Annotated in this window: 34 protein-coding genes; 12 read left to right on the top strand and 22 right to left on the bottom strand. The window is 57.1% G+C overall.

Going from position 1 to position 25191, the window contains the following annotated elements:
- The 7 genes from doeB (at position 1) to aspA (ending at position 8989) form a co-directional block, all read left to right on the top strand.
- On the top strand, positions 1–1026 hold the full coding sequence (gene doeB / locus IAG25_RS32960) for a N(2)-acetyl-L-2,4-diaminobutanoate deacetylase DoeB (RefSeq protein ID WP_187608609.1): 1026 nt from the start codon (positions 1–3) through the stop codon (positions 1024–1026).
- 153 nt (positions 1027–1179) lie between these two features.
- A complete protein-coding gene (locus IAG25_RS32955) occupies positions 1180–2631 on the top strand; it encodes an aldehyde dehydrogenase family protein (RefSeq protein WP_375336554.1) in 1452 nt (483 codons plus the stop codon).
- Between the two features lie 7 nt (positions 2632–2638).
- Positions 2639–3835, top strand: coding sequence for a M20 aminoacylase family protein (locus IAG25_RS32950; protein WP_187608607.1), 1197 nt, complete (start codon positions 2639–2641; stop codon positions 3833–3835).
- 211 nt (positions 3836–4046) lie between these two features.
- Positions 4047–5156, top strand: a complete 1110-nt coding sequence (locus IAG25_RS32945) for an S-(hydroxymethyl)glutathione dehydrogenase/class III alcohol dehydrogenase (protein ID WP_187608606.1) — start codon at positions 4047–4049, stop codon at positions 5154–5156.
- A gap of 58 nt (positions 5157–5214) precedes the next feature.
- Positions 5215–5787 (top strand): S-(hydroxymethyl)glutathione synthase, encoded by a 573-nt coding sequence (gene gfa, locus IAG25_RS32940; RefSeq protein ID WP_187608605.1) that lies wholly within the window; start codon positions 5215–5217, stop codon positions 5785–5787.
- Positions 5788–6016: 229 nt separating this feature from the next.
- Positions 6017–7180, top strand: a complete 1164-nt coding sequence (locus IAG25_RS32935; protein WP_187608604.1) for an MFS transporter — start codon at positions 6017–6019, stop codon at positions 7178–7180.
- A 375-nt stretch (positions 7181–7555) separates the two neighbouring features.
- On the top strand, positions 7556–8989 hold the full coding sequence (gene aspA / locus IAG25_RS32930; protein WP_187608603.1) for an aspartate ammonia-lyase: 1434 nt from the start codon (positions 7556–7558) through the stop codon (positions 8987–8989).
- Positions 8990–9680: 691 nt separating this feature from the next.
- On the opposite strand, the gene IAG25_RS32925 is transcribed toward aspA, so the two are convergent.
- The 7 genes from IAG25_RS32925 to IAG25_RS32895 form a co-directional block, all read right to left on the bottom strand.
- A complete protein-coding gene (locus IAG25_RS32925) occupies positions 9681–10325 on the bottom strand; it encodes a hypothetical protein (RefSeq protein WP_187608602.1) in 645 nt (214 codons plus the stop codon).
- The gene (locus IAG25_RS32920) at positions 10322–11653 is read right to left on the bottom strand and encodes a hypothetical protein (RefSeq protein ID WP_187608601.1); all 1332 of its coding nucleotides are present in this window, start codon (positions 11651–11653) and stop codon (positions 10322–10324) included. The genes IAG25_RS32925 and IAG25_RS32920 overlap by 4 nt, the downstream gene beginning before the upstream one ends.
- Positions 11654–11666: 13 nt before the next feature.
- A complete protein-coding gene (locus IAG25_RS32915; RefSeq protein WP_187608600.1) occupies positions 11667–12800 on the bottom strand; it encodes a hypothetical protein in 1134 nt (377 codons plus the stop codon).
- Positions 12801–12890: 90 nt separating this feature from the next.
- Positions 12891–13217: a hypothetical protein gene (locus tag IAG25_RS32910; RefSeq protein WP_255504120.1), complete on the bottom strand. Its 327-nt coding sequence runs from the start codon at positions 13215–13217 to the stop codon at positions 12891–12893.
- 60 nt (positions 13218–13277) lie between these two features.
- The gene (locus tag IAG25_RS32905) at positions 13278–14135 is read right to left on the bottom strand and encodes a prepilin peptidase (RefSeq protein ID WP_187608599.1); all 858 of its coding nucleotides are present in this window, start codon (positions 14133–14135) and stop codon (positions 13278–13280) included.
- A complete protein-coding gene (locus IAG25_RS42535; RefSeq protein ID WP_187608598.1) occupies positions 14129–14863 on the bottom strand; it encodes a DUF2786 domain-containing protein in 735 nt (244 codons plus the stop codon). Before IAG25_RS42535 ends, IAG25_RS32905 begins: the two co-directional genes overlap by 7 nt.
- Positions 14853–15671 (bottom strand): hypothetical protein, encoded by an 819-nt coding sequence (locus tag IAG25_RS32895; protein WP_187608597.1) that lies wholly within the window; start codon positions 15669–15671, stop codon positions 14853–14855. The genes IAG25_RS42535 and IAG25_RS32895 overlap by 11 nt, the downstream gene beginning before the upstream one ends.
- Positions 15672–15828: 157 nt before the next feature.
- Between IAG25_RS32895 and IAG25_RS32890 the strand changes: the two genes are divergently transcribed.
- Genes IAG25_RS32890 through IAG25_RS32870 form a run of 5 tightly spaced genes read left to right on the top strand, consistent with a single transcriptional unit; the run spans position 15829 to position 18488 of the window.
- Positions 15829–16215, top strand: coding sequence for a hypothetical protein (locus IAG25_RS32890; protein ID WP_187608596.1), 387 nt, complete (start codon positions 15829–15831; stop codon positions 16213–16215).
- A gap of 7 nt (positions 16216–16222) precedes the next feature.
- Entirely contained in the window at positions 16223–16738 is a 516-nt protein-coding gene (locus IAG25_RS32885; protein WP_187608595.1) for a hypothetical protein, read from the top strand.
- Positions 16695–17576, top strand: coding sequence for a hypothetical protein (locus tag IAG25_RS32880; protein WP_187608594.1), 882 nt, complete (start codon positions 16695–16697; stop codon positions 17574–17576). Before IAG25_RS32885 ends, IAG25_RS32880 begins: the two co-directional genes overlap by 44 nt.
- A gap of 34 nt (positions 17577–17610) precedes the next feature.
- Positions 17611–17763, top strand: a complete 153-nt coding sequence (locus IAG25_RS32875; RefSeq protein WP_187608593.1) for a hypothetical protein — start codon at positions 17611–17613, stop codon at positions 17761–17763.
- A gap of 35 nt (positions 17764–17798) precedes the next feature.
- Positions 17799–18488 carry a hypothetical protein gene (locus IAG25_RS32870; protein ID WP_187608592.1) on the top strand — a complete coding sequence of 230 codons (690 nt, stop codon included), beginning with the start codon at positions 17799–17801 and terminating at the stop codon, positions 18486–18488.
- Here IAG25_RS32870 and IAG25_RS42290 read toward each other — a convergent pair.
- The 15 genes from IAG25_RS42290 to IAG25_RS32800 all read right to left on the bottom strand — a co-directional run bounded on the left by IAG25_RS42290 (position 18466) and on the right by IAG25_RS32800 (position 25063).
- Positions 18466–18861: a DUF6283 family protein gene (locus IAG25_RS42290; RefSeq protein WP_222946756.1), complete on the bottom strand. Its 396-nt coding sequence runs from the start codon at positions 18859–18861 to the stop codon at positions 18466–18468. The two genes, IAG25_RS32870 and IAG25_RS42290, sit on opposite strands and share 23 nt — an antisense overlap.
- Positions 18862–18866: 5 nt before the next feature.
- Positions 18867–19151, bottom strand: a complete 285-nt coding sequence (locus IAG25_RS32865) for a hypothetical protein (protein ID WP_187608591.1) — start codon at positions 19149–19151, stop codon at positions 18867–18869.
- Positions 19152–19159: 8 nt separating this feature from the next.
- Positions 19160–19378 carry a hypothetical protein gene (locus IAG25_RS32860; protein WP_187608590.1) on the bottom strand — a complete coding sequence of 73 codons (219 nt, stop codon included), beginning with the start codon at positions 19376–19378 and terminating at the stop codon, positions 19160–19162.
- A 41-nt stretch (positions 19379–19419) separates the two neighbouring features.
- Positions 19420–19716 carry a hypothetical protein gene (locus tag IAG25_RS32855; protein WP_187608589.1) on the bottom strand — a complete coding sequence of 99 codons (297 nt, stop codon included), beginning with the start codon at positions 19714–19716 and terminating at the stop codon, positions 19420–19422.
- A 3-nt stretch (positions 19717–19719) separates the two neighbouring features.
- Positions 19720–20304, bottom strand: a complete 585-nt coding sequence (locus IAG25_RS32850) for a hypothetical protein (RefSeq protein ID WP_187608588.1) — start codon at positions 20302–20304, stop codon at positions 19720–19722.
- Between the two features lie 68 nt (positions 20305–20372).
- Positions 20373–20549, bottom strand: coding sequence for a hypothetical protein (locus IAG25_RS32845; RefSeq protein ID WP_187608587.1), 177 nt, complete (start codon positions 20547–20549; stop codon positions 20373–20375).
- A gap of 439 nt (positions 20550–20988) precedes the next feature.
- Positions 20989–21309, bottom strand: a complete 321-nt coding sequence (locus tag IAG25_RS32840) for a hypothetical protein (protein WP_187608586.1) — start codon at positions 21307–21309, stop codon at positions 20989–20991.
- A 190-nt stretch (positions 21310–21499) separates the two neighbouring features.
- Positions 21500–21865 (bottom strand): hypothetical protein, encoded by a 366-nt coding sequence (locus IAG25_RS32835; protein ID WP_187608585.1) that lies wholly within the window; start codon positions 21863–21865, stop codon positions 21500–21502.
- 308 nt (positions 21866–22173) lie between these two features.
- The gene (locus IAG25_RS32830) at positions 22174–22500 is read right to left on the bottom strand and encodes a hypothetical protein (RefSeq protein ID WP_187608584.1); all 327 of its coding nucleotides are present in this window, start codon (positions 22498–22500) and stop codon (positions 22174–22176) included.
- Positions 22501–22521: 21 nt separating this feature from the next.
- On the bottom strand, positions 22522–23457 hold the full coding sequence (locus IAG25_RS32825) for a DUF6685 family protein (RefSeq protein WP_309243994.1): 936 nt from the start codon (positions 23455–23457) through the stop codon (positions 22522–22524).
- Positions 23458–23493: 36 nt separating this feature from the next.
- Positions 23494–23703, bottom strand: a complete 210-nt coding sequence (locus IAG25_RS32820) for a hypothetical protein (RefSeq protein WP_187608582.1) — start codon at positions 23701–23703, stop codon at positions 23494–23496.
- Complete coding sequence (locus IAG25_RS32815) at positions 23703–23978, bottom strand: hypothetical protein (protein WP_187608581.1); 276 nt, start codon at positions 23976–23978, stop codon at positions 23703–23705. Before IAG25_RS32815 ends, IAG25_RS32820 begins: the two co-directional genes overlap by 1 nt.
- A gap of 10 nt (positions 23979–23988) precedes the next feature.
- Positions 23989–24162 carry a hypothetical protein gene (locus IAG25_RS32810; RefSeq protein WP_187608580.1) on the bottom strand — a complete coding sequence of 58 codons (174 nt, stop codon included), beginning with the start codon at positions 24160–24162 and terminating at the stop codon, positions 23989–23991.
- Complete coding sequence (locus IAG25_RS32805) at positions 24152–24442, bottom strand: hypothetical protein (RefSeq protein WP_222946755.1); 291 nt, start codon at positions 24440–24442, stop codon at positions 24152–24154. Before IAG25_RS32805 ends, IAG25_RS32810 begins: the two co-directional genes overlap by 11 nt.
- 171 nt (positions 24443–24613) lie before the next feature.
- Entirely contained in the window at positions 24614–25063 is a 450-nt protein-coding gene (locus IAG25_RS32800) for a hypothetical protein (protein WP_187608578.1), read from the bottom strand.
- Between the last annotated feature and the right edge of the window lie 128 nt (positions 25064–25191).

Raw genomic sequence — 25191 nt, 5'->3', positions numbered from 1 at the left:
ATGCGTGAATCATCACTCGCGCCGACGATCGATCTCGACGCCAATGGGGAGCGCCATGGCTTTCTCAAGCTTCCGTACTCGCGCGACGATTCGGCTTGGGGCGCGGTGATGATTCCGCTATCTGTAATCAAGAATGGTAGTGGCCCCACGGTGCTATTAACGGGTGGGAACCATGGGGACGAGTACGAAGGACCCATCGCTTTGGCGAAATTGGCATCATCATTAAAAGCCAGCGATGTGTCCGGCAGGGTGATTGTCGTCCCGTACATGAACTATCCAGCATTCGAAGCAGGATCGCGGACATCTCCGATTGACAAGGGAAATCTAAATCGTAGCTTTCCGGGGCGGCCCGATGGAGCCGTCACTGAAAAAATCGCGGATTTCTTTCAGCGATATCTGCTTCCGTCCTCGGACTTTGTGTTGGACATTCATTCGGGCGGACGGACATTGGAATTCCTGCCGTTTGCGGCGATTCATGTATTGCGCGATCAGAACCAGCAGGCTAGATGTGAGCAGGCGATGTACGCGTTTGCCGCTCCGTACTCGATGAAAATGCTGGAACTTGATGCAGTGGGCATGTTCGACACTGCCGTCGAGGAGGCAGGCAAAGTCTTTGTTTCTACGGAGCTTGGGGGCGGAGGTTCATCAACTGCCCGGAGTGTAGCGATTGCAGACCGAGGTATCCGTGGCTTTCTGGCAAACGCTGGCGTAGTGGAGCACACCGAAACATCTCTCGGCGTTGAGGATTCGACGACGCTCTTAGACATGCCAGACGGAAGCTGTTACGTCACGAGCGAACTCAATGGCCTGCTCGAGCAATGTATCGATCTCGGCGCATTGGTTCGCCAAGGGGACGTGATCGCTAGGATTCATGATATCGGTCGTACTGGAACACCAGCAGTTGAATGCCTGGCCAAACGAGACGGGTTACTGGCGGCACGCCATTTCCCTGGACTGGTGAAACGCGGGGATACGGTCGCCGTTGTGGCCGATATAGTCGTTGGCGACATTTCTCCGCGGCGCTAGCGCGGATTCATCTCTACCGCACAGTTTTGCTTAATACAGCGGTTGTTGCCGTCGGTCGCCAATCCCTATCGTTGCAACATGTATTTCGCGTAAGCGTGAGTTCGTCAGAGTACTAGCGTTGTTCCTATCTCGGGGTCGTGTGAAATGAGTTCCATGTCAGCAGTGTCTAACGTCATCGATCCAGTAGCTTTGAGGCGCTTTTATATCGATGGTGCATGGGTCGCACCCGAAGAGCCCAAGTTTGTCCCGGTGATTAGTCCCGTGACGGAAGAGCCCTTCGGCCAGTTGGCCATGGGCGGATCTGCGGATGTCGACAAAGCCGTACATGCGGCGCGTGAGGCGTTCACGTGGTGGTCGCTGTCGTTGGTGGAGACTCGGTTCGAGATCCTGAACAGAATCCATGCGCTTATCCTTGAACGCAAGGAATCGCTTGCTCAAGCTATATCGCTCGAAATGGGCGCGGCAATCTCGTTTGCTCGTGCATCGCAAGTCCCGCTTGCAGCCGAACATGTGCGGACGGCGAGCGAGGTGGTATCCGAATACCCATTCCTGTCCGTCAAAGGCGGCACGGCAACGCTCCGTGAACCCATCGGAGTTTGCGCGCTTATCACTCCTTGGAACTGGCCGCTTTACCAAATAACCGCAAAGGTAGCGTCCGCGCTCGCCGCCGGATGCACGGTCGTGCTCAAGCCAAGTGAACTGGCGCCGCTTAGTGCGCTGTTATTCGCTCAACTGGTTCACGATGCGGGGGTTCCTCGCGGCGTCTTCAATCTTGTCAATGGCAGTGGGCCGGAGGTTGGATCCGCGCTCGCAGCGCACCCCAGTGTCGACATGATTTCGATCACCGGTTCAAACCGTGCAGGGGTGTTGGTTGCACAAACGGCTGCACCTACAGTCAAGCGCGTGGCTCAGGAGCTGGGCGGAAAGTCCCCTAACGTGATGCTGCCTGATGCCGACTTTGCAAAAGCGGTGCCACTCGGCGTGATGTCTGCGTTTCGCAATGTTGGGCAATCCTGCAGCGCACCTACCCGGATGATCGTACCTCGCGACAGATTGTCTGAAGTCGAGGCAATTGCTAGTGCGACTGCCAATGCGATTGTAGTCGGTGATCCGCAGGAAGAGAGAACTGTTCTTGGACCGATCGCGAACGAAGCTCAGTTCAATCGCGTTCAGACAATGATCCAAGTCGGAATCGAAAGCGGCGCTAAAATGCTGTGTGGCGGACTAGGGCGCGTAGAAGGATTTAGCCGGGGTTTCTACGCAAGACCCACAATCTTTTCCGAAGTAACGTCGCACATGCGAATCGCGCAGGAAGAGATCTTCGGTCCAGTGCTATGCATTATTCCTTACGACACGGTCGAGGACGCAATCGCAATTGCTAACGACACCGTCTATGGCTTGGGTGCTCACGTTCAGACTCAAAATATAGAAGCAGGGCGCGGCGTGGCTTATCGTATCCGAGCCGGGCAGGTCCATATCAATCATCCAGCTTTTGATCCGCGTGCTCCGTTCGGAGGCTATAAGCAATCCGGGAACGGACGAGAATATGGAGTTCAAGGGGTCGAAGAGTTTCTTGAAATCAAGGCCATTGTTGGTCACGGATAAGGCAATCATGGCGTTGATCCCCGAAATTGAGGCGTCTAATGACGAAATAAAAGCATTGCGGCGCGCGATCCACGCGTTCCCAGAGCTACGTTACGAAGAAAACCGAACATCCCAGCTGGTCGCAGACAACTTGGACCGATGGGGCTTGGAAGTGCACCGCGGGATGGGGAAGACAGGCGTCGTCGGCATACTTCGACGTGGGGCCGGGTCAGCAAGTCTGGCGCTGCGCGCGGACATGGACGCTTTGCCGATCGACGAGCTCAACACATTCGAACATCGATCGAAGAATCCCGGACGCATGCACGCCTGTGGACATGATGGGCACACTGCAATGCTCCTTGGCGCGGCGAAGTACCTTGCTAAGCATGGTGAATTCGATGGCACCATCGTGTTTATATTTCAGCCGGCCGAGGAAGGCGGAGCAGGCGCGAAAGCGATGATTGATGACGGCCTGTTTCAAAAGTTTCCCGTGCAGGCGGTGTTTGGGATACACAACTGGCCTGGGATGCCAGCAGGCCACTTTGGGGTTACAGACGGCCCGATCATGGCTTCCAGCAATGATTTCCGCATCACCGTCAAGGGTATCGGCTCGCATGCTGCCTTGCCACACAGCGGTCGCGATCCGATCTTCGCCGCAGTGCAAATTGCGAACGGTCTCCAAGGCATCATTACCCGCAACAAGAAGCCGATTGACACGGCGGTTCTGTCGATCACGCAGGTTCATGCTGGTGACACTCTCAACGTCATCCCGGACGAGGCGTGGATCGGCGGCACAGTGCGTACATTTAGTGTAGAGACCTTGGACCTGGTTGAGTCACGGATGAAGCACATCGTAGAAATGACTGCGGCGGCGTTCGAGTGCACTGTCGAGTTGATCTTCAATAGAAGGTATCCGCCAACTATCAATGATCCAAAACAAGCGCGCTTCGCGGCCTCCGTTATGGAAGAAGTGGTAGGCAAGAGCAACGTTCGTTATCCGGTCGAACCGGCTATGACTGGCGAAGACTTCTCGTTCATGCTTCTGGAAAAGCCCGGCTGCTATTCGTTTCTAGGAAACGGCGACGGCGCTCACCGAGAACATGGCCATGGGGAGGGACCCTGCATGCTTCATAACACGAGCTACGACTTTAACGACGAGTTGCTGTCTGTTGGATCTACGTACTGGGTGACGCTAGCGCAGCGCTTTCTCCAGGCAAGTTCGTAGGGGCGAACCTTTTCGAAGTCGGTCGCAATCACTGGCAAGTGGGCCCCGTTGCGGTCCCTGCCTCGCCCGAGAGCGCGGTCAAAACAATTTGAAGCGGCGGTGCATTGTAAATGCATCGTTTTAAAACCATTGCCCAATGATGTCAGAACGATGGCGCGCTCGCCTGCTGCGAATGCAGCACAGCGAAGCGTGCACGCAACAAGGAACCCCTATGAAATCTCGTGCAGCCGTAGCTTTTGGTCCTGGTGAGCCGCTGAAGATCGTCGATATTGACGTCGCTCCCCCTCGCGCAGGCGAAGTCCTAATTCGAATCACTCACACCGGTGTTTGCCATACAGATGCTTTTACGATGTCAGGACAAGACCCGGAAGGGCTGTTCCCCGTTGTTTTAGGACACGAGGGCGCAGGTATCGTCGTAGAAGTCGGCCCGGGTGTTACCAGTGTAGCCGTTGGGGATCACGTAATCCCGTTATACACCGCTGAATGTGGCAAGTGCCTATTCTGCCAGTCCGGAAAAACAAACCTATGCGTCGCCGTTCGCGAAACTCAAGGCAAAGGCCTCATGCCTGATGGAACGTCTCGATTTTCTTACAATGGACAACCCCTTTTTCACTATATGGGCTGCTCCACTTTTAGCGAATACACGGTTGTAGCCGAGGTGTCGCTTGCAAAGATCAACCCAAACGCAAATCCCGAGCATGTTTGCCTGCTCGGCTGCGGAGTCACAACGGGCATCGGTGCCGTTCATAACACCGCAAAGGTCCAAGCAGGTGATTCAGTTGCCGTTTTTGGACTGGGTGGAATCGGACTCGCTGTCATTCAAGGGGCTCGTCAAGCCAAAGCCGGCAGAATTATCGCGATCGATACAAATCCCAGTAAGTTCGAGCTTGCGACCGCCTTTGGCGCGACGGATTGCGTGAACCCAAAGGATTATGAGAAACCAATTCAACAAGTTTTGGTTGAAATGACCGGTTGGGGGGTTGATCACACCTTCGAATGCATCGGAAACGTCAATGTGATGAGGGCGGCTCTTGAAAGTGCTCATCGCGGTTGGGGCCAATCAATTGTAATCGGCGTCGCAGGAGCCGGGCAGGAGATATCGACCAGACCTTTCCAGCTTGTTACGGGGCGAACCTGGAAAGGTACTGCATTTGGCGGCGTTAAGGGACGATCGCAGTTGCCGAAGATGGTCGAGGACGCAATGAATGGAGAGATTCAGCTTGCGCCGTTCGTAACGCACACTATGCCTCTCGACCGGATCAACGACGCATTTGATTTGATGCACGAGGGAAAATCTATTAGGACCGTGGTTGCTTACTGAGCATCGCTCATCTTTAGACACTAGAAGCGTTGTTACTTTTGTACTACAGGAGATTTGCATGAGTTCCGTAGCATTGCATCCGAATATCGATAACGGTGTCAAGAAGGGGTCGTCTGATTTTTCCGGTGGCACCCTACGATGCCAGTGCACAGGAGACAAGGTTGAAATCCGAGTGCATAGCAACGTCGCACACAATCACGCCTGTGGCTGCACCAAATGCTGGAAGCCGAAAGGTGCCGCATTCTCAGTGGTTGGAGTGGTTCCCCGGGATAAGGTGGAGGTCGTGGCCCACGCAGAAAAACTTCGTCCCGTTGACGAGAATGCTGTCATCAAAAGGCATGCGTGCAGTCGTTGCGGTGTCCATATGTATGGGCGTATAGAGAACTCCGCCCACCCTTTCTACGGCCTTGACTTCGTCCACGTTGAGTTGTCGGATGAGCAAGGCTGGGAGGAGCCCCGTTTCGCAGCATTCGTGTCATCCATAATCGAAGGAGGCGGGGCTCGCCCCGAGCAAATGGATGCCGTGCGTGCGAAGCTCACCGAACTAGGGTTGCCGCCGTATGACAGCCTCAATCCTCCTCTGATGGACGCAATCGCAACCAGTGTTGCCAAGAGGACCGGGGTGCTTTGATACGAATTAACTGAGTTTGCGCCCGCAAGAACGGGCGCATTTTCTCAATTCTTACGGAACTAGGCCATTTTCGGCAATTTATTTCGTCAGTTCTTTTTAAGGCGTAATGCTCTCCGCTTCTGAAGCAGTGACTTTCTAGGCGCAGTTCAAAGAAGGTTTCAATCGAATGAAGAGCACCTTAGCACACTGAACACGGACGAGGCAGGCGACATATAGCGAAGGCGGTTTCATGACTGACCGTAATTCCCAGAGTACCGCGTTATTTGGCAACGCCGCAGTTGCATTGATCTCGAGCATATCGTTTGGGACATTCGCGAGCGGTTTGCAAGGTTCGGTTGTGGCGCTGGCGACGGCTATTGGCGGATACTCTGGGCAACAAGTAAGCACTCTAACGACTTCATATTTTTCGGGTTATATAGCTGGATCGTTGTATATAGCTCAGCTTATTGCGCTTATTGGTTACCAGCGCACCTTCTGCATTTTCGCTTCCTTGATGACCGCCGCAACTTTGTTTCTCTCGTTGTCGCCTAATTTCTATTTGTGGTTGTTGTTGCGGGGATTGACTGGATTCTGCATGGCAGGCCTTTATACGGTGGTCGAAACATCTCTCAATGCACTAGCAACAGACAAGATACGAGGTCGTCTGTTAGCGGTATATATGATAGTCTCCATAGGTACGATGTCCTTGGGACAGCTGTTTCTAATTTTGGAGGTGGCTACCGTCTTTAACATCGCGGCTGTTGCATTTTCTTTATCTTGTGTGCCAATCTTGTTGAATCAAAGGGCGACGCCGAATTATTACAAAATTTCGCCTGTCGCCAGAACGTTCATCATCTTTAGACTCTCGCCATTGGTCGCAATTTGCTGCGTCGGAACTGGAATGGTAATCGGTGCGATCATGGGCATGGGGGTGGTTTATGCTTCTGAGATCGGCCTGGCAAAGCGGGATGTCGCGCTTTATATGGCCAGCGGGTTCCTTGGAAGCGTTATCCTTCAACTGCCGATCGGGCGCATTTCAGACAAGTTAAATAGAAAAATTGTCATCTCAGCCGTTGCGGCGACTGCCTGTTTATTCTCTGTCACGTGTTTGTTTCATTCGCACTCGTCCGCTAATTTTCAAATGTTTACGATATTTGCGGTGGGAGGCCTTTCTTTCACTCTTTATCCACTGTGTCTGGCATTGGTAAATGACCGACTGTTACCCTCCGAACGGGTACACGCAACTAGCTGCTTCGTCTTTTGGATGGGTCTAGGAGCAGCAGCCGGTTCACCCCTCGTTGCCTATTTCATGCAGGGGTTTGGGGCTCAGGGGTTTATGGTCTTCCTTTCTGTCATTCATATATCGGTATGCCTTATTGCGCTCTCCGCGGGTTCCAAACGCACCTTCGCGTAGGCGAGGAGCCTCGGCGTGGCCTTCGAGGCGAGCAATGACAAACGCGGCGTCAACTGTCACGGCCAGCACGGATTCGTTGCAGATTGTTCGGCCAGTTAGAAGGCGAGACGAAATGAGTAGCAAGGACGCGGATTTAGCACATAAGCAAGTACGCCTCGGCGGCACTGAACTCCCGCTCCGTTGCGCGAAGCGTACGTCATCTTCACGGATGACACGCGCGAGCGTTGACGACCGGACCGCCGTACTCGCGAGACGATGCGTCGCTTGTGCGCCCGTGCCGCCGCACTGACCTCACCGCATCAGACGATCCACGCGACGAAGACGGATCCGACATGTGCGGGATGACTTCGTTCCCATTTCAAAATGAGAGAAAACATGCTCGCTCCGACTGAACGTATCGAACACGACCTTCTCGGCGATCTCGCCGTGCCCGCCATCGCGTATTACGGCGTACATACGCTGCGCGCGCTAGAGAACTTTCCCATCACGGGCATTCCGATCTCGGGCTACCCCAATCTCGTCAATGCGCTGGCGAGCGTGAAGGAAGCGGCTGCACTCGCGAACTACGACCTGGGCCTCCTGAGCGAAGTGAAGATGCAGGCGATCGTGCAAGCATGCAGGCAAGTGCGTTCGGGCACCGCGCACGAGCACTTCGTCGTGGATGTCATTCAAGGTGGAGCGGGGACGTCGACGAACATGAACGCGAACGAGGTCATAGCCAATCTTGCGCTCGAACACCTCGGATATCCGCGCGGCACTTACGGCGTGCTCCATCCGAACGAGGATGTGAACCTCAGTCAAAGCACCAACGATGTCTATCCGACGGCGCTGAAGATCGCCACGTACGCGGGAATCGGGCAACTCGTCGATGCGATGGGTGTGCTGCGCGCGTCGTTCGAACGTAAGGCACTCGAGTTCGCGATCGACCTTAAGATGGGTCGCACTCAGCTTCAGGACGCGGTGCCCATGACGCTCGGCCAGGAGTTCAGCACTTTCGCGGTCATGCTCGGCGAGGACGAAGAGCGCCTCAGGGAAGCGGCAAGACTTATCTGCGAAATCAATCTCGGTGCGACGGCGATCGGCACGGGCATCAACTCGCATCCGGAATATGCGCAGCTTGTATGCCAGCATCTGTCCGACGTGACCGGGATCGCGCTCACGACGTCGCCGAATCTCGTCGAAGCGACACAGGATGTCGGCGCTTTCGTACAGCTTTCCGGGGTGCTGAAGCGCGTCGCGATCAAGCTCTCGAAGACCTGTAATGACCTGCGGCTGCTCTCGAGCGGACCGCGCGCCGGTCTCGGTGAGATCAACCTGCCGACGGTGCAGGCGGGCTCGAGCATCATGCCGGGCAAGGTGAATCCGGTGATTCCGGAGGTCGTCAACCAGATCGCGTTCGAAGTCATCGGCAACGATGTAACGGTGAGTTTCGCCGCCGAAGCGGGCCAGCTCCAGCTCAACGCGTTCGAGCCCATCATTGCGCATAGCCTGTTCAAGAGTGTCGCGCATTTACGTGCAGGGTGCCTCACGCTCGCGTCGAAATGTGTCGACGGCATCACTGCAAATCGTGATAGGCTGCGCGCGATCCTTGAGAGCTCAATCGGGATCGTGACCGCGCTTAACCCGCATATCGGCTATACAAACTCGACGGACGTCGCGAAGGAAGCGCTGGCTTCGGGCAAGAGCGTCGCCCAGGTCGTGATCGAGAAAGGGCTGCTCACCCAGCAGCAGCTCGACGAAATTTTGCAGCCCGCAATGCTAACGCAGCCGAGGATGATGGCACCCGCGCGCCGGGTGCCAGAAGTCTGACCCGACCAGTTCGAGGGCGCGGTTCAATATCTCCTGTTAGATCACATCTGCAGCCAGGCCGAAAGGCTTTGAAGCTTTGCCACCGCGGTGCTCGAAGGAGAAGTCTCCTCCACGTGCAGCTCCTCTCTCGGGGCGTGTGGATTTAGCCCGCTCTTCGGAGCGGGCTTTTTTTTTGACGATCCATCGATCACCGATGCGTTTGGGGCTGACCAACGCGCTCGCGAAACACCAGCAGTTACTGACTTAACATAAAGGAATTTAGCGGAGATACTTTGGCATCCTACATTACGAGTGTTGTTGCCCAGTGAAGCTGGCTCGCCGGGAAGATTTCGTTAATGCCCGCATCCTCCGCTTCGACATTGGACCACCACGCATATGCAACATGCGCTGAATCGCAGATAAGCCTCCAATCGAACCGTGAGGGTTTCTCGAAGTCGCGGAAAGCTGGTGATCCATCCCTCCCTGACCACCTCTTCGGCATGCCGCAAGTCCGTTGGATGCTCCGCAAAGTAGTCATCGCTTGCCGCCTTCAACGTCGCTGCCGCGACGGGAAAGCGGCTCCGCAAGATCATAGAGGCAACGCGGAAGACGATCGCGTCGCGCGCGACGTCGAGGCCAGCTTGTGCGACGGCAACGCAACGGACCATCAGACGTTCTTCGGATCCTCGCGCGCTCACGCCTCACCTTTTCGTCAGTTTCGCATTTTCCCCGCCAGGGGACGATCGCCGGATTGTTCAAACATGCTCGATGGCGTCACTCTTGCCGAAGATCCATTGACGCGCTGATCCAGCGCCTGCGCTTCCAGATACCGGCTCATCTCGCCGCGCTCTGCTTCGCTCTTCCACCGTATAGCGCCATATTGCCCAATCGACGCCCTGATGGCGCGCTCGAATGCGCTTCGTGGATCCGGGAAATGCCTCTCCAACGCAATCGCGTAATCTGACGAGCATTGACTGGCTACCGTAGCTGCAACTTCCCGAACCGCCATCGAGTGAAAGAACTGTAGGCGTTCGTGCTTGGGAAAGAAACGCGCGCTGAAGTTTGGCAGGTCGAATCGGACGGTCACGCCGTAGCTGCCGTCACGCTTGACCAGCCCGCACGCATCAAAGCGCTCCGTGTCCTTCCGTCGGTCGAATAACGCCATCATCGCGACCTCAAAACGGTGCCGGGTGTCTCCTCGCGTATCCATGTGGAAATCGACAGGAACGTAGACACCAAGGTCGGTGATCCGCGCCGTGCCGGCCGTGAAGTGTTCGAGCAACGCCTTCGCCGCCATGTTGCACATATTTCTCATCTCGTCCTTGCTTACGTCAATCGGTGGATCGCTAACGTTCATCGCACTCGTGGCCGGGATGCAATCACGGCTTCCTTTTCGAGGTCGTATCGATCGCCGGTGACGATGTTCATTGGTTGATTGCCTACCTCGAAGTTCGCGCGCATTTCGGCGAACGCTTGCGCCGACGGCTTCGCGCCCGTGTTCACTTGCCGATAGTCCGCGAGAAACGCGGAATTCTCTGCGTCGCGCGCTTTCTGGCTCATCTCGGCGTCGAACGGTTTGCCGACGAACTTCCACAGATCGAGGCATTCCTGCGGTGGCACTCGGTCATTGCTGCGCCAGCGAACGACACCATCGCGAACCTCGGTCTTCGTATCGAACTGGTCGAGCATGCGCATAGCGTCGCGCTGCTGGAACTCGTGACGCGGCGCGAGCAGGCCATTCAAGTACTCGCTCGCGGGCGGTCGCACCCACGGATTTTCGAAATGCGTCGCGCACAGCACATCGTCACCTTCGCGTCGGGCAACGAACTTGCCTTGCGAGGTTGGAAGATCTACCTCGATAGACATACCGGCCCTGCCAAACTCCGCAATCGCCTTGCGCCCGAACACCATCGCCTCGGGCTCCGACTTCGCGAAGATTAGTACGGGCGCGCTCATCGCTGGTTCGACGTTGGACACCGTCGCGCGATACGTCATTTCCTCGATCCGCGCGAGACAAGCGGCATGCGCCTCAGCCTCGGACGGAAAAAGATCATCCGGGCAACGCATGTTGGGGCGCGGGACCGTGACGATGTCCTTGCCGGCGTTGTACCGAATCTCGCCGAAGAAGCCCTGCCCTTGCCAACTCACGACGTTAATCGACACGTCGTCCGGCACCCCAAACTGCGGCTTTCGGTCCCGATTGCTTTCATTCTCGGTCGTACTCATTTCCTGTTGGCCTACCTTCCCTAGTTTGATTGCGATAACGAGGACGCTCGACGCGGCGGGCAGCGCGACGACCACAGGAATGGCCGCGTCACCGCGCATACGCGCAGCAGAAATACGGTGGCCACCATCGATGATGTTCAATTGTCCGGACCGAGCCGACAGGACCGCGACGACCGGAGGAACGTCGTTTGCCTCGCGCGAGGCATAGTCCTTCGCCCGTTCGAGATCGACTGTTCCGTCGTATCGGTGGTCCGCCTCGTTCTCGCGGAATAAACAAAGCGGCACTGCTCCGATGCGGTACTGGCGCCGTGGGTCACGAGCGGCATCGACTTGCAGCGCCGGATTCACCCCGTGGGGCTTCTCCGTCTTTCCGTCGAGCAACGCTTGCGCGCTCGCGACGTCGATATGAGCAGTCGCTTCGACGATCGTCCGGTATTTACGAAGGAAGTCTTGATCCATTGCCGCGCCAGCGTTACGGACGCATGCGCTGACGCGCTGAGGGTTCGTCCTCGTCGTCAGCCGCTTCGCTCTTGCACCAAACGTCTTCCAAGCGCGTCACCGTGTGCGCCTCACCGTACGCGTCGCTCTCCCATGTCTCGCCCACACCAAGGGCCGCAATCCCTCGACGATCCGCGTCGTTGTAGCCGTGGGATTCGGTGAAGTACTCGTCATCGATGACACGGGTGCCGTCGTCAACGAAAACAGTCTCGCTCCAGTGACCGGCGAACTGCTTTCTGAATTGCGAGGGAGCATCCCGATAGCGCGGCGATTTCATCTGGTCCGCGATCCATTTTGTGTCGGCAATCGCCGACACAATCATGGGCGGGATCCGAATCCATGCAATCGACGGCTCATCGTCGCGCGCGCGCCCCGGCGAGAACAGACGTTGAATGACCCCTTTCCGTTCCTGCTCATTTACGGTCAGCCTCTGCGCTCCCTCCCGAGTGACGACGAATTGCACCCCGTCTTTGCTAGACGCGTCCGCGCATCGAATCAATAACGGACCCCTTTCGGACCCGCAAACCGTCTCTCGCCCGACGAGCATCTCCCACTTGCCCGCGCTCGCTCTCGCAAAGACCTCCTGCACCTCTGGCGCGAACGTCCACGTGGTAACGCAAGCCTTGCGGAGTTCTGCTGTGTCTCCATTCGGCTTCGAAGACAGCCAACACACGGCAGCCGTCAGTCGATGCAGCCCGTTCGTCTCTTCGACCGCGCCACCGAGTGTATCGAATTCGAGGGCAGTTCGGCTTCTGCTGTTGAAACCTTTCTCGCCGACCTCAGATTCCAGATAGGTAAGCTGCTCCTGCGTCCATCCTTCGGCCGTCACTCCGCCCATCAGGACTCGCCAAGTCAAAATCCTATCGTTCCCGCTTTCGTTCTCCTCGCTTCTGTACTGCGCTGGACCGTCGTGAGCGACGACAACGATCTTGGTTAGCGGAACGTCGAGATACACCTTCTTCTTCGTAGCGGCGTTCTTGAGCAGTTCGAGACATTTTCGAAGCTTCTCGTCCTCCACGAGAAGCGTGCAATCAGGCACTTTGTTCTCGCGTCGGCCGTCAAGCGCCTTCAAGATTCTCGTACGGATGTCGGTACTTTCGGTTTCCAACGTTGATTCCTTCGTAAGGTGGTCTAGTCGTGTCGGATCGGCCCGTCTCTGTGGCTGCGCCGTGGGACGCACGCGACCTGCGTGCGCCAATTAGATTGCTCGCACGACGGCGATCTTCACGATGAGAGACAGGTAGCTCAGCGGCCAGAAGATGACGTGAATGACCTTCGCCTTGAAGACGTTATCGAGCGTGTTGTACATCGGGTGCCACTGAATCAGATTGCGCAGCACAGTGCGATTCAGGAACACGCCAGCGCCGATGTAGCCGATGAAAAAGAGCAGCGGCCACTTGGCCAGCGATGCCGCCACCATGCCGACGATGAGCGCGGCCCATGCGATTCCGTAGTAACCGAGTGCCGTCGTCAACGGCATGACGCCGCTCTGGCTTGCTGCTTTGCTTTTTTCTGCGATGCTCATGGTTCTCCCCTTCGAGCGTGGTTTGAGTAAAACGACTGAAATTCCCGGACTATGCCGGGCTTAGAAAAACACCCGCGCGAGCGCATTCCAGACACCGCCGTATAGCGTCACAGCGCTGGCGAGCGCGATCGCGGGACCAAACACAATGGTTTTCTCGCCATCGCTTTCGTGTAGTGAAGGGACGACCGTGTGAAGCAATCCAAACAGGCACGAGAGCGCGAGGATTTGCGGAACTGCGTGCACACCAAGCCACGCGCCAACGGCCGCGTAGAGCTTCAGATCGCCAAAGCCAATGCCGTCCCGCCCCTTCCACTGCTTGACCGCCTGTGAAATGAGCCACAGGAAGCCGTATCCAGCCATTGCGCCGATCACCGCCTCGTGTATAGGTACAAATCCGTCGAGCAGATTCACCGCCAGTCCAGCCCACAGCAGCGGCAACGTGATCGCGTCCGGCAGCAACCCTTCCTGAATGTCGATGAGTGCACATGCGAAAAGCGCGCATGCCAGGCCAAACGCGGCCAAGGCATGCCAGTGCCAGCCGAAGCGAATAGCAGCGAGCAAGCCGAGGCCCACAGTGATCGCTTCGATGAGTGGATAGCGTGCCGAGATCCGCACACCGCAATGACCGCATCGGCCGCGCAGGAGCGCGTAGCTCAGCAGCGGCACGTTGTGCCACGGCCGCAACGCCGTATTGCACGACGGGCACGAGGAATGGGGAAACGCGAGGTTGTATGTACCCTGCGGCGGCTCGCCGTCCTCCGATGCCCACTGACGCTCGATCATGATCGGCAGTCGATGAGCCACGACCGTCAGGAAACTGCCGATGACGGCACTGAAATACGCCACGATGAGAAGCAGGACGGCCCTGGGAAGAAGGGCCACGTCCGCCGCAGTCGCAGAAAGGAAGGTGGTCAGCATTGTTCGTGTTCTCTTATGCGCTGACGCTCAATAGGCGTTTTCGAGCACGAGTTGAGACCGGTCAGTCGCCACTCCGTGTTGCAGGCGCACGTTCGCCCCGGCTCGCTGTCCCGCATCGAAGTCGCGAAGAAGGTACTCATCGACCTTTTTGTCAGCGGCGCGGTGCCGAAGCTGGAGTTCCTTCGTGGAGGGGTACTGCTTTTTGAGGTAAGCCGATATCGCGGCCTCTTCGCTTGCCGCGCGAACCGCGCAACCTGTGCGTCCACGGTCGTGACCCATGCCAGACAGAACATGTCGGCGCGAACCGTCTTCCTCGATTGCGTGCAGCGACGCAATGCCGTGTCGCTATACGCCTTGCGCGCGCCCTTTACCTGACGCAGCAGAACCGTGAATGCGTTCTGTGCGATCGTAGGCGCGCATCCGGCCCCGACGAAGCACCATGAGCCCTTACCGCTCGCTGCCGGGCCGAACAGGCGCACACAGCCGAATGCGTCCGCGACGCTGCCCGCCAATATCGTTTCCCAAGAAGCCGGACGCCGCGCGGCGCTCGCGCTTGCGTTCGCCTCGCTTATCTTCGAATCCTCGATCTCCGCCTCATCGATCTCGTGCAAACGCATGAGGGTTTGCGCCTGCCGCAGCGCGGCGGCGGCTTCGTGCTCATTCGCACTCTTCGAAAGTGCCAGACACTTTTTGATCTTGTCGAGGATCTTCGCCCTATCAACGCTCATATCGATCGTTAAAAGTTCTATACCTGATGACAGCGCGAGATGAGTCCCGCTTGATCCGCGCTTTGCCCTCGCCCACGTCTTCGATCCGATTCATCGCCGCATATGCCGGCGCACCCAATTGCGCCAACAATTGACTAATGCGCCCGCGCTTCGTCCAGATCCCGCCGTCGAAACTCCCGATATGGCCGAGCAGCAGCGGAGACGGACCAAACAACGCACTTACGCGACCTTCCAGAGCGAGAAGCGCAGAAATGTGTAGGTGCTCAGTCGCTGGATTACCGAAGAAAATGCCGCCCTGCGCCGGTTGACCGACCTGCAACATGAGTTGCCCGTACGAGCTAGCCTCGGGGTCGTCAACGCGGAGCAGGTAGGCACCGGGCGTGAGGATGTAGTTCCGCCACAGCCCATATGGCGAAGGACGCTGAGCCAGTCGCCTGAAGACTTGCGACGCCGTCGCTTGCGACAGCGTGATCGAGCCGTGGGCGCCATCGCGCTCCAGACTCTTAATCCGAACCCACAGTCCGTTCGTGGTCACCGAAAAGTACTCGCCAATGCATTTCGCGTGGGTGCGCCAACCATGCCGAAAATGCTCGGCCAGTGCGTCGAGATGAATGTCGTAGTCGGCGGACGCTCCGGTGCGAGCGAATAGATGGGGCGTTTTTAACTCATCCCCTTCCATGGCACTCGCTGCGCCCGCTTGTGAAGCCAATTCCTCCGCCTCGTAAAGCAGGCGAGTCGGACCTTGCGCGAAGTGGAAGATGGCTAATGACACGCGAGCGTTGAGTAGCAGTGAAAAGCTGCTTGCCATTCCGATTTCCCTAGACCGTGCAATACCCCGGACGGCGCGTCAGCCGCCTGCCTGGCGCCTCTCGACAAACATGAACCCCTGATTTCTAATTCGGATACAATGAGACAAATTACGTATCGTTGTAACGATACATGCAAAACGAAGAGGAGTCAAACCGATGGATATCCGATTCCCGGATCCCGTTGTGCAAGAGGTTTTCGCCGATGTCCTTGCGATCCCTGAGAACGCCCGCTTGGGCGAGCAGTTGACCGAACTCGCCAAGACACCGTCTGGCGTTCGGACGCTGAGCGCGGCCACGATCGCCATTGCCAGCGCCCTTTTGCTCGCCAAGACAGCTATGCCGCAAGAAGAAACCCGCTTTCTTGCTGCGGCGAGCACGCAGTTGTCACCCGTTCGCGCAGACGCGCGCCTTGTCGAGTACGCGTTTGCATTGATTGCTGCCGATTCGGCAACGGAGAACGACGTTTTCCGGGACCGCAGGCTCATCACGGACGAGGTTTTCGAAAAGCGCCTGGCAGCGATCCGCCAAACCCTTCAGCACTGAGGTTCCCATGAAAAGCCTCCAGAGACTTCAGCAACAGATCCTCGCGACTGACGTCGGATTCGGCATCGGCATTTCACTCACGCCGCGCGCTAACCGTCTCCGCACCGCTTTCAAGCGTTCGGCGGTGATCGGGGCGACAGCGGCCAGCCTCTTGGGCGCTGGCGCGTACGTTAAAGTCGGACCCGGCTCGTACGATCCCCAAAAGCTGTATGTAGGCGACCCGCAGGACAGCCGCGTCATGGCAAGCATTTACGACCACCATCGGGCACTTGTCGCGGCGCAGGAACGCACGCTGGAGATCAAGCGCGACATGATCGAGGGGACGGGGCAGGGCACCCTAGAAGAGCAGGCGACGCAACTGCGCGCCGCGCGCTCGGAAGAGCAGAAGCGACAAGCGGAGTTCAGCCTGCAAACTAAAGGGCTGACCAAAGAGCAGATCCGCGACATTGTCGGCGACGAACAGGCGGCAGCCGCCGATCATGTCGAAGCGCAAGCGTCTCGCGCTCCCCGGTTCAAGTCCTAAGACGACAATGCTTACCCCACACTCCATTTCCCTTAGCGTCAACATTGACGGCGATTTCGTCAGCCGCTGCGACCTTGGCTCGGACGTTGACGTTTACGTGCGCGCGATGCGCGTCGTACAACAGCGCACAGGCATGACGCCGCGCGCTGTGCTCAGCAATCACGCTCCCGTACACGTACGCTCGGAGATCGGCCCACTCACGGTGGGCCGTGTGTCGGGTATCCCGCACGAGCAAGACTCGGCACGATCGCCCGTGCCGCTCGGCAGCGATGAGCAGACGTTGTTCATGCGGCGAGGGGACCAATTTGTGTTGCGTACGGACTTGGGTGATGACTATCACGTCGCATACGTAGCGCTTACCTACGACGTCATCCCGAATGTCGTGCTGGCCGGCACGCCAATCGTCCCCTCGGACCCGTTACGCACCCCTGTAGGCGATACGAACGCGCTTCGTTTGCTCGAACTCGCGCGTGAGAGAGAGCTAACCGCTACTGAACAGTTCTTTGTTGCGCTGACCATGCCGACCGTCTGGCAGCGCTTCTGTGGTCAGCCAGTCACGGCCATCGTTAATCCGACGCCTGAAAGCGCAAGGGAATGTATATCCTTCGCTCAGCACTTCACCGCGCCGCACGCTCGCCTCCAGCAGCTTCGCGAACTGTCCAACGCATGGCAATCCGCTTTCTTTGCGTCTGGTGAACACGACTGCGCGGCCACTGCAGAGCGAGACCCTATCGTGGCGCAGCCGACGCGGCCGTTGGCGCCCGTTGCGTTGCTGCCGGTGCCGACGCGTTCTGTCGCGGCCGCTCAAGCGCACGAATGCTACCAAACGCTATCGTAGCGTAGCGTTTTGAAACGACCGGACGTCAACATGGATGCCGTACTTCGAGAGCTTGCTTGATGCCGATATCGGCATGGAGCGCATTGAGCAGCTTCACATTCAGGCCGGCTGGTCACTTCCACTGACCAAGGCATATTTCGTGAGCGAAAGATTCATCGAAGACAATGAGGCGCATCCGAGCGAATAAGGTATGACAGATGCTTCGTCCTGCGGCAATAATTGATGTACCAGAACAACATCGGGGATCGGATGAAAATCAAATACGCAGCCGTTTTAGCTCTGCTGTTTAGCATGGCATCACCTGCAATTAGTGCCGGCCATCAACAAGACTATGACCCCGCCGAAGGACGATGCAACTTCTGGGATGACGCCTCCCTGAAAACGCTGACTGCCACGCTCGATTACGCGGACCAAGTGCTGCCGAACATTCCCCCCGAAGAAGATCGATATCTGACGGCAGAAAGCACTGCCGCGCAGAAGGTCTACGAGGAAGAACTGAAAAAAAACAACTGGAAGGCTCCCGCCCAAAGCCAAGGAAACACGCGATATGCGGCGCTTGAAGCGCGCCCTCTTTACACGGTCTGGGGTGTGCGCAACGCCCTTGCGAAGGCGAAACTGTCGATTGCGGCAATTCTCGACGAGGGATCCGGAACTGGCTTTGTGACGTATCGAAAAAATCCGGACGCAGCAAAGCTGGATCGTGCTCTCCACGCGATTTATCCGTTGGACGCATATGCCCTGAGCATGCAAGCGCTATTGACCAAACAGACTTATGTACCGCAAAGCCACAAGATAATGCTTACTGCGGACCAATGGTCGAAGCTTTACGGCGGCACCTCTACCCTGACTACCAACTTGGGGTACTACATGAGTTGCAAATTGGCGAAAGTCATGGGGCGGCAGTCTTTTTGACAGTTCGCCTGAGCTTTTCGAGCACGTCACAATATCTCTCGTGCAGGACGGGGCCGTCCGATGGCGGATGAACTGCCTCGGGGCTAAGACGCTTCTCGCGAAGCGCCATTCTCACGCTCGGGTGTGCGAGCCCGACCATCGCCAGCCAGCCGGCACAAGGCATCTCGCCGTTTGCGCGGGACAGGTGACACGCGAACCAAGAGGCTCCGAAGTCCGGACCCATATTCCTCTCGTCCGGACAGCTCGCGGCCAACTTCTCCGCCAACTCCAGCGAAAAATCTGGAATATCACGTGCATCCCGGTCTTTGCGCCAAGGGCAGGACTCACAAGGCCGACGGGCGACCTTGACTTTGGACGTCTGACTCCTGTCCACAGGTCTCACTTGCTCGCGTCGAACAGCGCAGCGAAGCGGGCTGCATACGCGACCTTTTCCAGCCTCGCGACCAATGGCGCCAGAATGCTCGCGACCTCCGCTGGCAGACCCGCGCGCTCGATCTCCGAAGCGCTCGCGGCAGCAGCAAAATCTTTCAAGACGGCGTCCTTCGGCAACGTACGGGCGACCATGAATGCCGCCTGACGTTCGTCTTGCGTCAGATCCACAAAAGTGAACTTGCTTAGCGTGTGAGCCAGGTGCTCCGTCGCTCCGGATTCAACCTTGTCCATGCTTCTTCCTACCTCCGATGCGGTTCACCATCAATTTCCAACTTTGCCAGCACGGCAAGGCGCGCGAGATACGCATTCATGTTTGCAGCGTTATCGGTCGGAACGCAGCCGTCATCGTACAGATAGATCAACTCCACGTTCGTGTCACCCTTGAAAGAGATCTTCGCGGCACGAACAGCCGTTAGCCCCTTGATCTTCACGAGAATCGGGTGATCGTCATAGGTCACGTGTTCTTTTGTCCAGCATCCAACCGGCTTGTATTCACGATTCAACACTGCATAGCGGCCGTCTCTCTCAACGGCATATTCTCCTCCTTGGCGTTATGAACCGCCCTTGGGGCACTGTGTGCGCCGAGGTGGTAGTTCGTATCGATCCAGTGCTTCGCCCACTCAATGCCGCGCTCGTAAGCCTGCCAGCGATAGACGCGGTTCCCAAGATCCGAGAACACGAAACGTTCGCCGTCGTCACGCTCTATGACTACACCCGATCGAAAAAGCCGCTGTTTCGCAATAATGGTTGGCGATGCTTCGATCGTCCAATCGTCGTACCTGGCGCAACGTCTCATGGCCTACCCCTCATCTGTCTTGGTGCCCTTCGAGAATGTCTCCAACTCATCTCGACCGAGCGGAGGTAACTCGACGTCAGTAACGATCGGATCTAGCGCTTTCATGATGTCGCCCCACGCCTTACCGGCTTCCTCGTGATAGACACGGACGTATTGCGGATCGCCCGCCTTCTCCGCCTCATTAAGGTGTTGTGCACGAATCTCTGCGCCGCCGATGGCTGACCACATCGCTTTGCGCGCGCCAGCCGTTAGATATAGGCAATTGGCATCTGCCCAATCGCGGCACTCGTTGATTATTTCTTCGTCTTGCCGCGCGCCCAATAGCCGCTTCACCCTGAGAAACGCCTGCTGATGTGCTTCCACTCGCTTTTCAGCGACGAGAGTCCTTAACGAATGACGCTGCTTCGAATTCTCGAGAAGCTCATCGAACCGGTGCGCCGCCTGCCTCTGCAAGCGAGTAATCTCTGCGATGTCTTGTTTCGTGGCGTAATTTTCCGCTTTCTTCCGAAAAAAAACCGGGACGATATCGCGCGTCACCAGGCCCACTGCGAGGCACGACACGCCGATAAAACCATCGATGATGGTCATAGGGTCCAACGCTCAGTTGACTCGCTATCGCGTGGTTGCGCAGGGGCGCTTAGTAGACACCTCTCGTCTTATTCGTGAGGTCGAAGATCAGCAAGAGATTGTTCGAGCGTCTCGGCCGCGTCGAGATGCAGTTCGACACTGGCATCGTCGAGCGGCTCGCCACACGGCATGCGTCGCGACTCGGCTGAGTCGCGCAACACGTTGATCGCTGCACGTAGCGCCAATGCGACAGTCAGTTGTGTCATACGCGCTCCAGTCCGGTCTACTGCTCTCCGGCAGCGCATGGATTGCTCTTCAGGTAGGCGAGCATATCGTTGCCTTGCCCAAGCGCTCCCGCGCTACCATGCTGTTGCCGCGTGATCTCGGTTGCGCCCTGACCTACCGCGCGAAGCCGAATAAGCGTCATCGGTTGTCTAAACCAAGCGTACCCCGCCTCTGCGTTAATGTACCCGCTCATCTTGGGCTCTGTCATCCCAAGGCTCGAAGCGGCTTTCTCGGCTCCCTTTTCATACAGACACCGAAGGTCAGCGGGTACGGTGAAACGTGCATTCGGCTGTTGTTGACCTAACTCTTCCTGTGTCATCGCGCAAGAAGCCAAAAGGAAGGCTAGACACGTTACTGTCGTCGTTCGAGATACACCCATGTCGATCCTTTTCCAACGCCGCGCGGCAGCGTTGTTCATCGTTAGCCGATCCGCTCTGATGCGGCCATCGTGTGTTCGCAGATGCCTTCCACATAGTAAGTCGCCCACTCCCGATGCGGATACCCGCCAAGTAGCTCGGCGTGGAATGGGTTGCTCGCAGCAACGTCAGTACGGCTGTTCGCCGCGTCGTTCCAGCCGACACGCGACGCTTCGCCACGGCAGAAATCGAGAAGCGCAACCAGATCGGTTGCTGTCAGCATAGAAACGTGTTTCCCGCCCCAACTGGTGCCGCCGGTTGCGTTGGTTGAGTAGTCGGGCGTCCATTCCTTCGGATCGCCGATGTTTCGGACCAGAATGCCCATTTTAATTCTCCGATCGTGCCGGTCTTTGCGCAACTGATTTGAGTACGAGCGAAATAGCCATGCCTGTCCTATTACGGTTCGAAGGTACTAGGCTATGCCGGCAAGAGGCTAGCAAGGCACGCCACGGACCAAGCCACCGACGAACAGCACGAGGCCAATAGCATGCAAGGTGCGCTGCATCGAGGACCGCTCAAAACAGTTTGACGGGAAGACTGTTGCCGACGATCTGCTGCACGTCCGCCAATTCAAGGAATTCTTCTCCTTGCAGATCTGCTCCGACGATGGCAACGCCGCCAAGTCGCTGCGCTTCTTTCTGTGCAAACTGATACGCCAAAACACCGGCCTCAAATACCGTTCGGGGCCGACCGGTATTGCCTACTCGCGTTAGCGCCGATGTTCCGGCTTGCGCGCAGTCAAGGTCAACGTGGGCGACCTTGTCTCCCGTTGCGTCGGGCTTCGGTTGTAGAACGATTCGCACGCGCGAGCCGTCTTGAAGGTTGAAGTCGAGGATCTGCTCGGGCTTGAGCGTCGTTGAGGGATAGTTGGTTTTTGCCACGATATTTCGCCGTTATGTCAGTGGGGTCTGCTGTCTGTTTCGCTACTGCTCAAGTCGGCCGCCCACCGGTCGAGGAATCTCCGCGTCTGGCGGATTGCTTCTGCATCGTCGTCGAGGATGTCAGCGTATAACCTCAAACACATTTGGATGCCACCTTGCACTGCTGCTGCCGGATGAATTTTCTTCTTCGCTAGTTCGTCCAACGCCGCCTGAAGGTGAGTGACCACGGTTCGCGCTGCCTCGTCTACCTCCGCGACAGTCATTGGTCCCTCGTTAGGTGCCGCACTCATACGTTCTCCGACTATTTGTTATCGATACCGCTGCGGCCTCTTGAGGCAGTCGTGAAGTGTGACCGCCTCGATCTCGCTTGGGGTCTGCTGCTGCATGACTTCCCACACGGTAACGATGATGTCGATGTGCGCGTCGATATCGCGCTGACTATGGTCTTGCAGGATGCTTCTCCACGCAGACTTCGCGAAGTCCTCATCCTCGTCCGTGCGTTTGCTTCTGAAAGCGTCGCGATCCTCGGCTACCATCAGCGCGAAATGCGACCGCTCATAGCAGAAATCGGTAGGATGAGCGATCACTGCGCCGCTCGCAAACACCGTTGCCAATGCCACAGCCAGACGCCTCATGTGTTCCTCAATCGATGGGGATTACGCTGTCAGTCTTGGCCGGGAAACCGGCCGATCGTGATAAAGCTCGATGCGATCGGCCTGATTTGTCGCCACTGCCATCAGATGCTCTCCGAAATCCGTAACCCCTGCTTTCGAAAGCTCTTCGGCCACTCGCATCGATCGGCGCTCGTTCCGGGGCAACAGAATCGCACGCGCTTGCTGAAATGGCGCCGGCATGTCATGCCACATCCAGGGTGCCTTGAAGCTCTCCATAGCCTTGAAAAAGCCGCTACCGAACACGGCGCTCTCCGGCATGGCAAACATCTTGTAGTCCCGACGTAGCGACGCAACCATATCAGGGTTGATAGCGTATGCACGAAGAATCCCTTGCAGAGGCACGCGCTGTTCTAGGCGCATCGCAATGTACTTGGCCGCAGCAAAGTGATGCGAGCCTCCGTCATTCATGAGCCATACGCGCTTGTCCCACGCGTAGTAGGCAAAGTGGTCGGACGTAGCGCTGCTGTGAAGAATCCGAATCTCCTTGTGAGCGAGGTTCTCGGCCAGCTTCTCCGGGCTAATTGTGTCGATCATGCGCGGGCATCTTTCCTCGACGAACGCGTTGGTTGATGCGAACTGCGACAGGTCCGACTTCGAATTCGCGAAGCCGTGCACGTCGGCGATATCGCACTGCCAGTCCTTAACAACTGTCTCGACGCAAATCCGCTCGAATTCGGGGCGATGCACCTGATACCCCAAAAAATCACCACCGTAACGCTTCCATCCCATCAACGTACCGCGTCGGGCTCGATCGTGAATGTCGTTTTTCTCGCCGAGCCTGTGCCACTGTGGGACGCTCGACGCGCAGATATTCTCCGGAACGGCGGTTAAATCGACGGAGAGATCAGGGGTGTTCGCAAGCAGGCGTTGGAGCGTGACTGGTCGGCCGAGGTCTTCCTGTGCGCCGTCCGCCAGCATCTTCAAGATCGATACCATAGTTTTATAGTTGGCCGCTTAGTAGTTAAATTCGAAGTGGCTTTCGCCTTCCTCAATTACGTGCGCGGTCATATGCGCGCAAATCAGGACAGGTTTCACAGGGCTCGTCGGCCCCTCCATGTGCACGAGCACGTTTTCATAGCTACAAGCAGGACAAGTTGCCTTCGCAGCCAGGTAGGGGCCGATCATATCGATAGCGCTTGATTCGGGCACAAGAGTGGTTGCCATTACTTTTCCTTCCGTGGACGACCGATTGCCCGTGGTTTGATGACCCGCCCGGTGTTTTGCAGATGCCAGTCTCGCGTCTTCGCGCTGATGTCTTCGCGCTTCTGCCGGTACTCCGGGGTGTTGCAGTACTCGACTAATGCCGAGAGGTACTGGATAGCAGACGTGCGCTCGGCAGTCGTCTGGAAACTAACCGGTATGGATGCCAGCAGGTCTTCGAGTCCGGCTATGACCCGATCGCTGATCGGAGGTTTGCGCTTTCTTTTCTTTTCAGCCATTGTTGTCGCGCTACACGGACACGATTGTCGTGGTGTCCGTCCCAATGTTTTCCGACGTCACAAACCAGTCGTGCGGGCCTTCGTCCTCGACTTGCTGCCTCGCGGCAGCGGCGGACTCCGCTTCTATCACGACTTCAGCATAAGTGACGCGCTTCAGCTTCACGCGGAATGTCTTAGCACGCATCGCTCACCGCTCCTTTCCTCAACGCCGCTCGGGACTCCGACAACGCCAGGTGAAAAGAGATCGAGTTGACTGCGATCAGGATCATCGCCAGCGCCACCGCCGAGGCGGGAACGACGAACCACGGCGTGGCAAATCCAAGATCGAAGCCGCCAGCAATTAATGGCGCGACCATAGCGGCAGTCAGCAGCATCTTTTGCGGCAGCGACTTCTTGCGCCGCTGCTGCTCAGCGAACAACGCCCGATACCTCCGCACGTGCGGGTTGCTTGATTCGTCACGCATACTCGCCACGCCGCTCTCTCAGATAAACGATGGTCCCGACGACTGCGCCTGCGCACAGGATCGCAATCCAAGCGAGCTTGACGGTCCGAGACAGTTGGCCCATATCGATAAAGAATGACGGGCTCGCGATAAGGAAGTCGGCGAGAAAAACTTGGGTGCTCGATTTAATTGTCATGCGCGGTCCGTTGCCTCAGCCTCCACCTTCCGACGCTTCTCGAATCGCGCTTCCGCGAAAAAGCTCGCAGCCGCCAGCCACGGTGCAAGCATCAACCACAAGGAAACAGCCAGTTTCAATGATTCCGGCGTGTGCTCTTCCCCGGCCATCAGGAAGTGGAGAAAGGCAGGGAAATAGCCCGCCAAGAACACGAAGACGAGGTACTGACCGAGCCTCCGATGGCGATTCGCAACGACGAAGCCGACTACTACGCCTACCAACGCGACGATCCCGCCAACCGGCCAGAACCAATCAGTCGCGAACTGTTGAAGTCCCTCTCCTTCAAGCTTCCCGATAACGAAAAATGCGAAGACGCACAGGACGACACCAATGAGCACATCGGCCGTTAGAAATTCATTTACTCGTCGCATCGTTGAAATAGCGTCACTTTCTCGGTTGTCCATCATGTACCTCGGTGGTTTTCGATCGCAACGAGCCTATGCGGGCGGGCGTTTCACTGTGACGCGGTATTCTGCGCCGGAATCCGGTTATGGTCCTTGTGGTGCCAGCGGGCGACGTCGGAATTTATCTTATC

This window comes from Caballeronia sp. EK, from assembly GCF_014384845.1.
Classification (GTDB): domain Bacteria; phylum Pseudomonadota; class Gammaproteobacteria; order Burkholderiales; family Burkholderiaceae; genus Caballeronia; species Caballeronia jiangsuensis.
The sequence above is the reverse complement of the archived record's forward strand: the minus strand, read 5'-3'. Positions and strand labels throughout refer to the sequence as shown.

Coding starts and splice junctions, on each gene's coding strand:
- doeB (WP_187608609.1), top strand. CDS start 1: ATGCGTGAATCATCACTCGCGCCGACGATCGATCTCGACGCCAATGGG.
- IAG25_RS32955 (WP_375336554.1), top strand. CDS start 1,180: ATGTCAGCAGTGTCTAACGTCATCGATCCAGTAGCTTTGAGGCGCTTT.
- IAG25_RS32950 (WP_187608607.1), top strand. CDS start 2,639: ATGGCGTTGATCCCCGAAATTGAGGCGTCTAATGACGAAATAAAAGCA.
- IAG25_RS32945 (WP_187608606.1), top strand. CDS start 4,047: ATGAAATCTCGTGCAGCCGTAGCTTTTGGTCCTGGTGAGCCGCTGAAG.
- gfa (WP_187608605.1), top strand. CDS start 5,215: ATGAGTTCCGTAGCATTGCATCCGAATATCGATAACGGTGTCAAGAAG.
- IAG25_RS32935 (WP_187608604.1), top strand. CDS start 6,017: ATGACTGACCGTAATTCCCAGAGTACCGCGTTATTTGGCAACGCCGCA.
- aspA (WP_187608603.1), top strand. CDS start 7,556: ATGCTCGCTCCGACTGAACGTATCGAACACGACCTTCTCGGCGATCTC.
- IAG25_RS32925 (WP_187608602.1), bottom strand. CDS start 10,325: ATGAACGTTAGCGATCCACCGATTGACGTAAGCAAGGACGAGATGAGA.
- IAG25_RS32920 (WP_187608601.1), bottom strand. CDS start 11,653: ATGGATCAAGACTTCCTTCGTAAATACCGGACGATCGTCGAAGCGACT.
- IAG25_RS32910 (WP_255504120.1), bottom strand. CDS start 13,217: ATGAGCATCGCAGAAAAAAGCAAAGCAGCAAGCCAGAGCGGCGTCATG.
- IAG25_RS32905 (WP_187608599.1), bottom strand. CDS start 14,135: ATGCTGACCACCTTCCTTTCTGCGACTGCGGCGGACGTGGCCCTTCTT.
- IAG25_RS42535 (WP_187608598.1), bottom strand. CDS start 14,863: ATGAGCGTTGATAGGGCGAAGATCCTCGACAAGATCAAAAAGTGTCTG.
- IAG25_RS32895 (WP_187608597.1), bottom strand. CDS start 15,671: ATGGCAAGCAGCTTTTCACTGCTACTCAACGCTCGCGTGTCATTAGCC.
- IAG25_RS32890 (WP_187608596.1), top strand. CDS start 15,829: ATGGATATCCGATTCCCGGATCCCGTTGTGCAAGAGGTTTTCGCCGAT.
- IAG25_RS32885 (WP_187608595.1), top strand. CDS start 16,223: ATGAAAAGCCTCCAGAGACTTCAGCAACAGATCCTCGCGACTGACGTC.
- IAG25_RS32880 (WP_187608594.1), top strand. CDS start 16,695: ATGTCGAAGCGCAAGCGTCTCGCGCTCCCCGGTTCAAGTCCTAAGACG.
- IAG25_RS32875 (WP_187608593.1), top strand. CDS start 17,611: ATGCCGTACTTCGAGAGCTTGCTTGATGCCGATATCGGCATGGAGCGC.
- IAG25_RS32870 (WP_187608592.1), top strand. CDS start 17,799: ATGTACCAGAACAACATCGGGGATCGGATGAAAATCAAATACGCAGCC.
- IAG25_RS32865 (WP_187608591.1), bottom strand. CDS start 19,151: ATGGACAAGGTTGAATCCGGAGCGACGGAGCACCTGGCTCACACGCTA.
- IAG25_RS32855 (WP_187608589.1), bottom strand. CDS start 19,716: ATGAGACGTTGCGCCAGGTACGACGATTGGACGATCGAAGCATCGCCA.
- IAG25_RS32850 (WP_187608588.1), bottom strand. CDS start 20,304: ATGACCATCATCGATGGTTTTATCGGCGTGTCGTGCCTCGCAGTGGGC.
- IAG25_RS32845 (WP_187608587.1), bottom strand. CDS start 20,549: ATGACACAACTGACTGTCGCATTGGCGCTACGTGCAGCGATCAACGTG.
- IAG25_RS32840 (WP_187608586.1), bottom strand. CDS start 21,309: ATGGGCATTCTGGTCCGAAACATCGGCGATCCGAAGGAATGGACGCCC.
- IAG25_RS32830 (WP_187608584.1), bottom strand. CDS start 22,500: ATGAGGCGTCTGGCTGTGGCATTGGCAACGGTGTTTGCGAGCGGCGCA.
- IAG25_RS32825 (WP_309243994.1), bottom strand. CDS start 23,457: ATGCTGGCGGACGGCGCACAGGAAGACCTCGGCCGACCAGTCACGCTC.
- IAG25_RS32820 (WP_187608582.1), bottom strand. CDS start 23,703: ATGGCAACCACTCTTGTGCCCGAATCAAGCGCTATCGATATGATCGGC.
- IAG25_RS32815 (WP_187608581.1), bottom strand. CDS start 23,978: ATGGCTGAAAAGAAAAGAAAGCGCAAACCTCCGATCAGCGATCGGGTC.
- IAG25_RS32810 (WP_187608580.1), bottom strand. CDS start 24,162: ATGCGTGCTAAGACATTCCGCGTGAAGCTGAAGCGCGTCACTTATGCT.
- IAG25_RS32805 (WP_222946755.1), bottom strand. CDS start 24,442: ATGCGTGACGAATCAAGCAACCCGCACGTGCGGAGGTATCGGGCGTTG.
- IAG25_RS32800 (WP_187608578.1), bottom strand. CDS start 25,063: ATGATGGACAACCGAGAAAGTGACGCTATTTCAACGATGCGACGAGTA.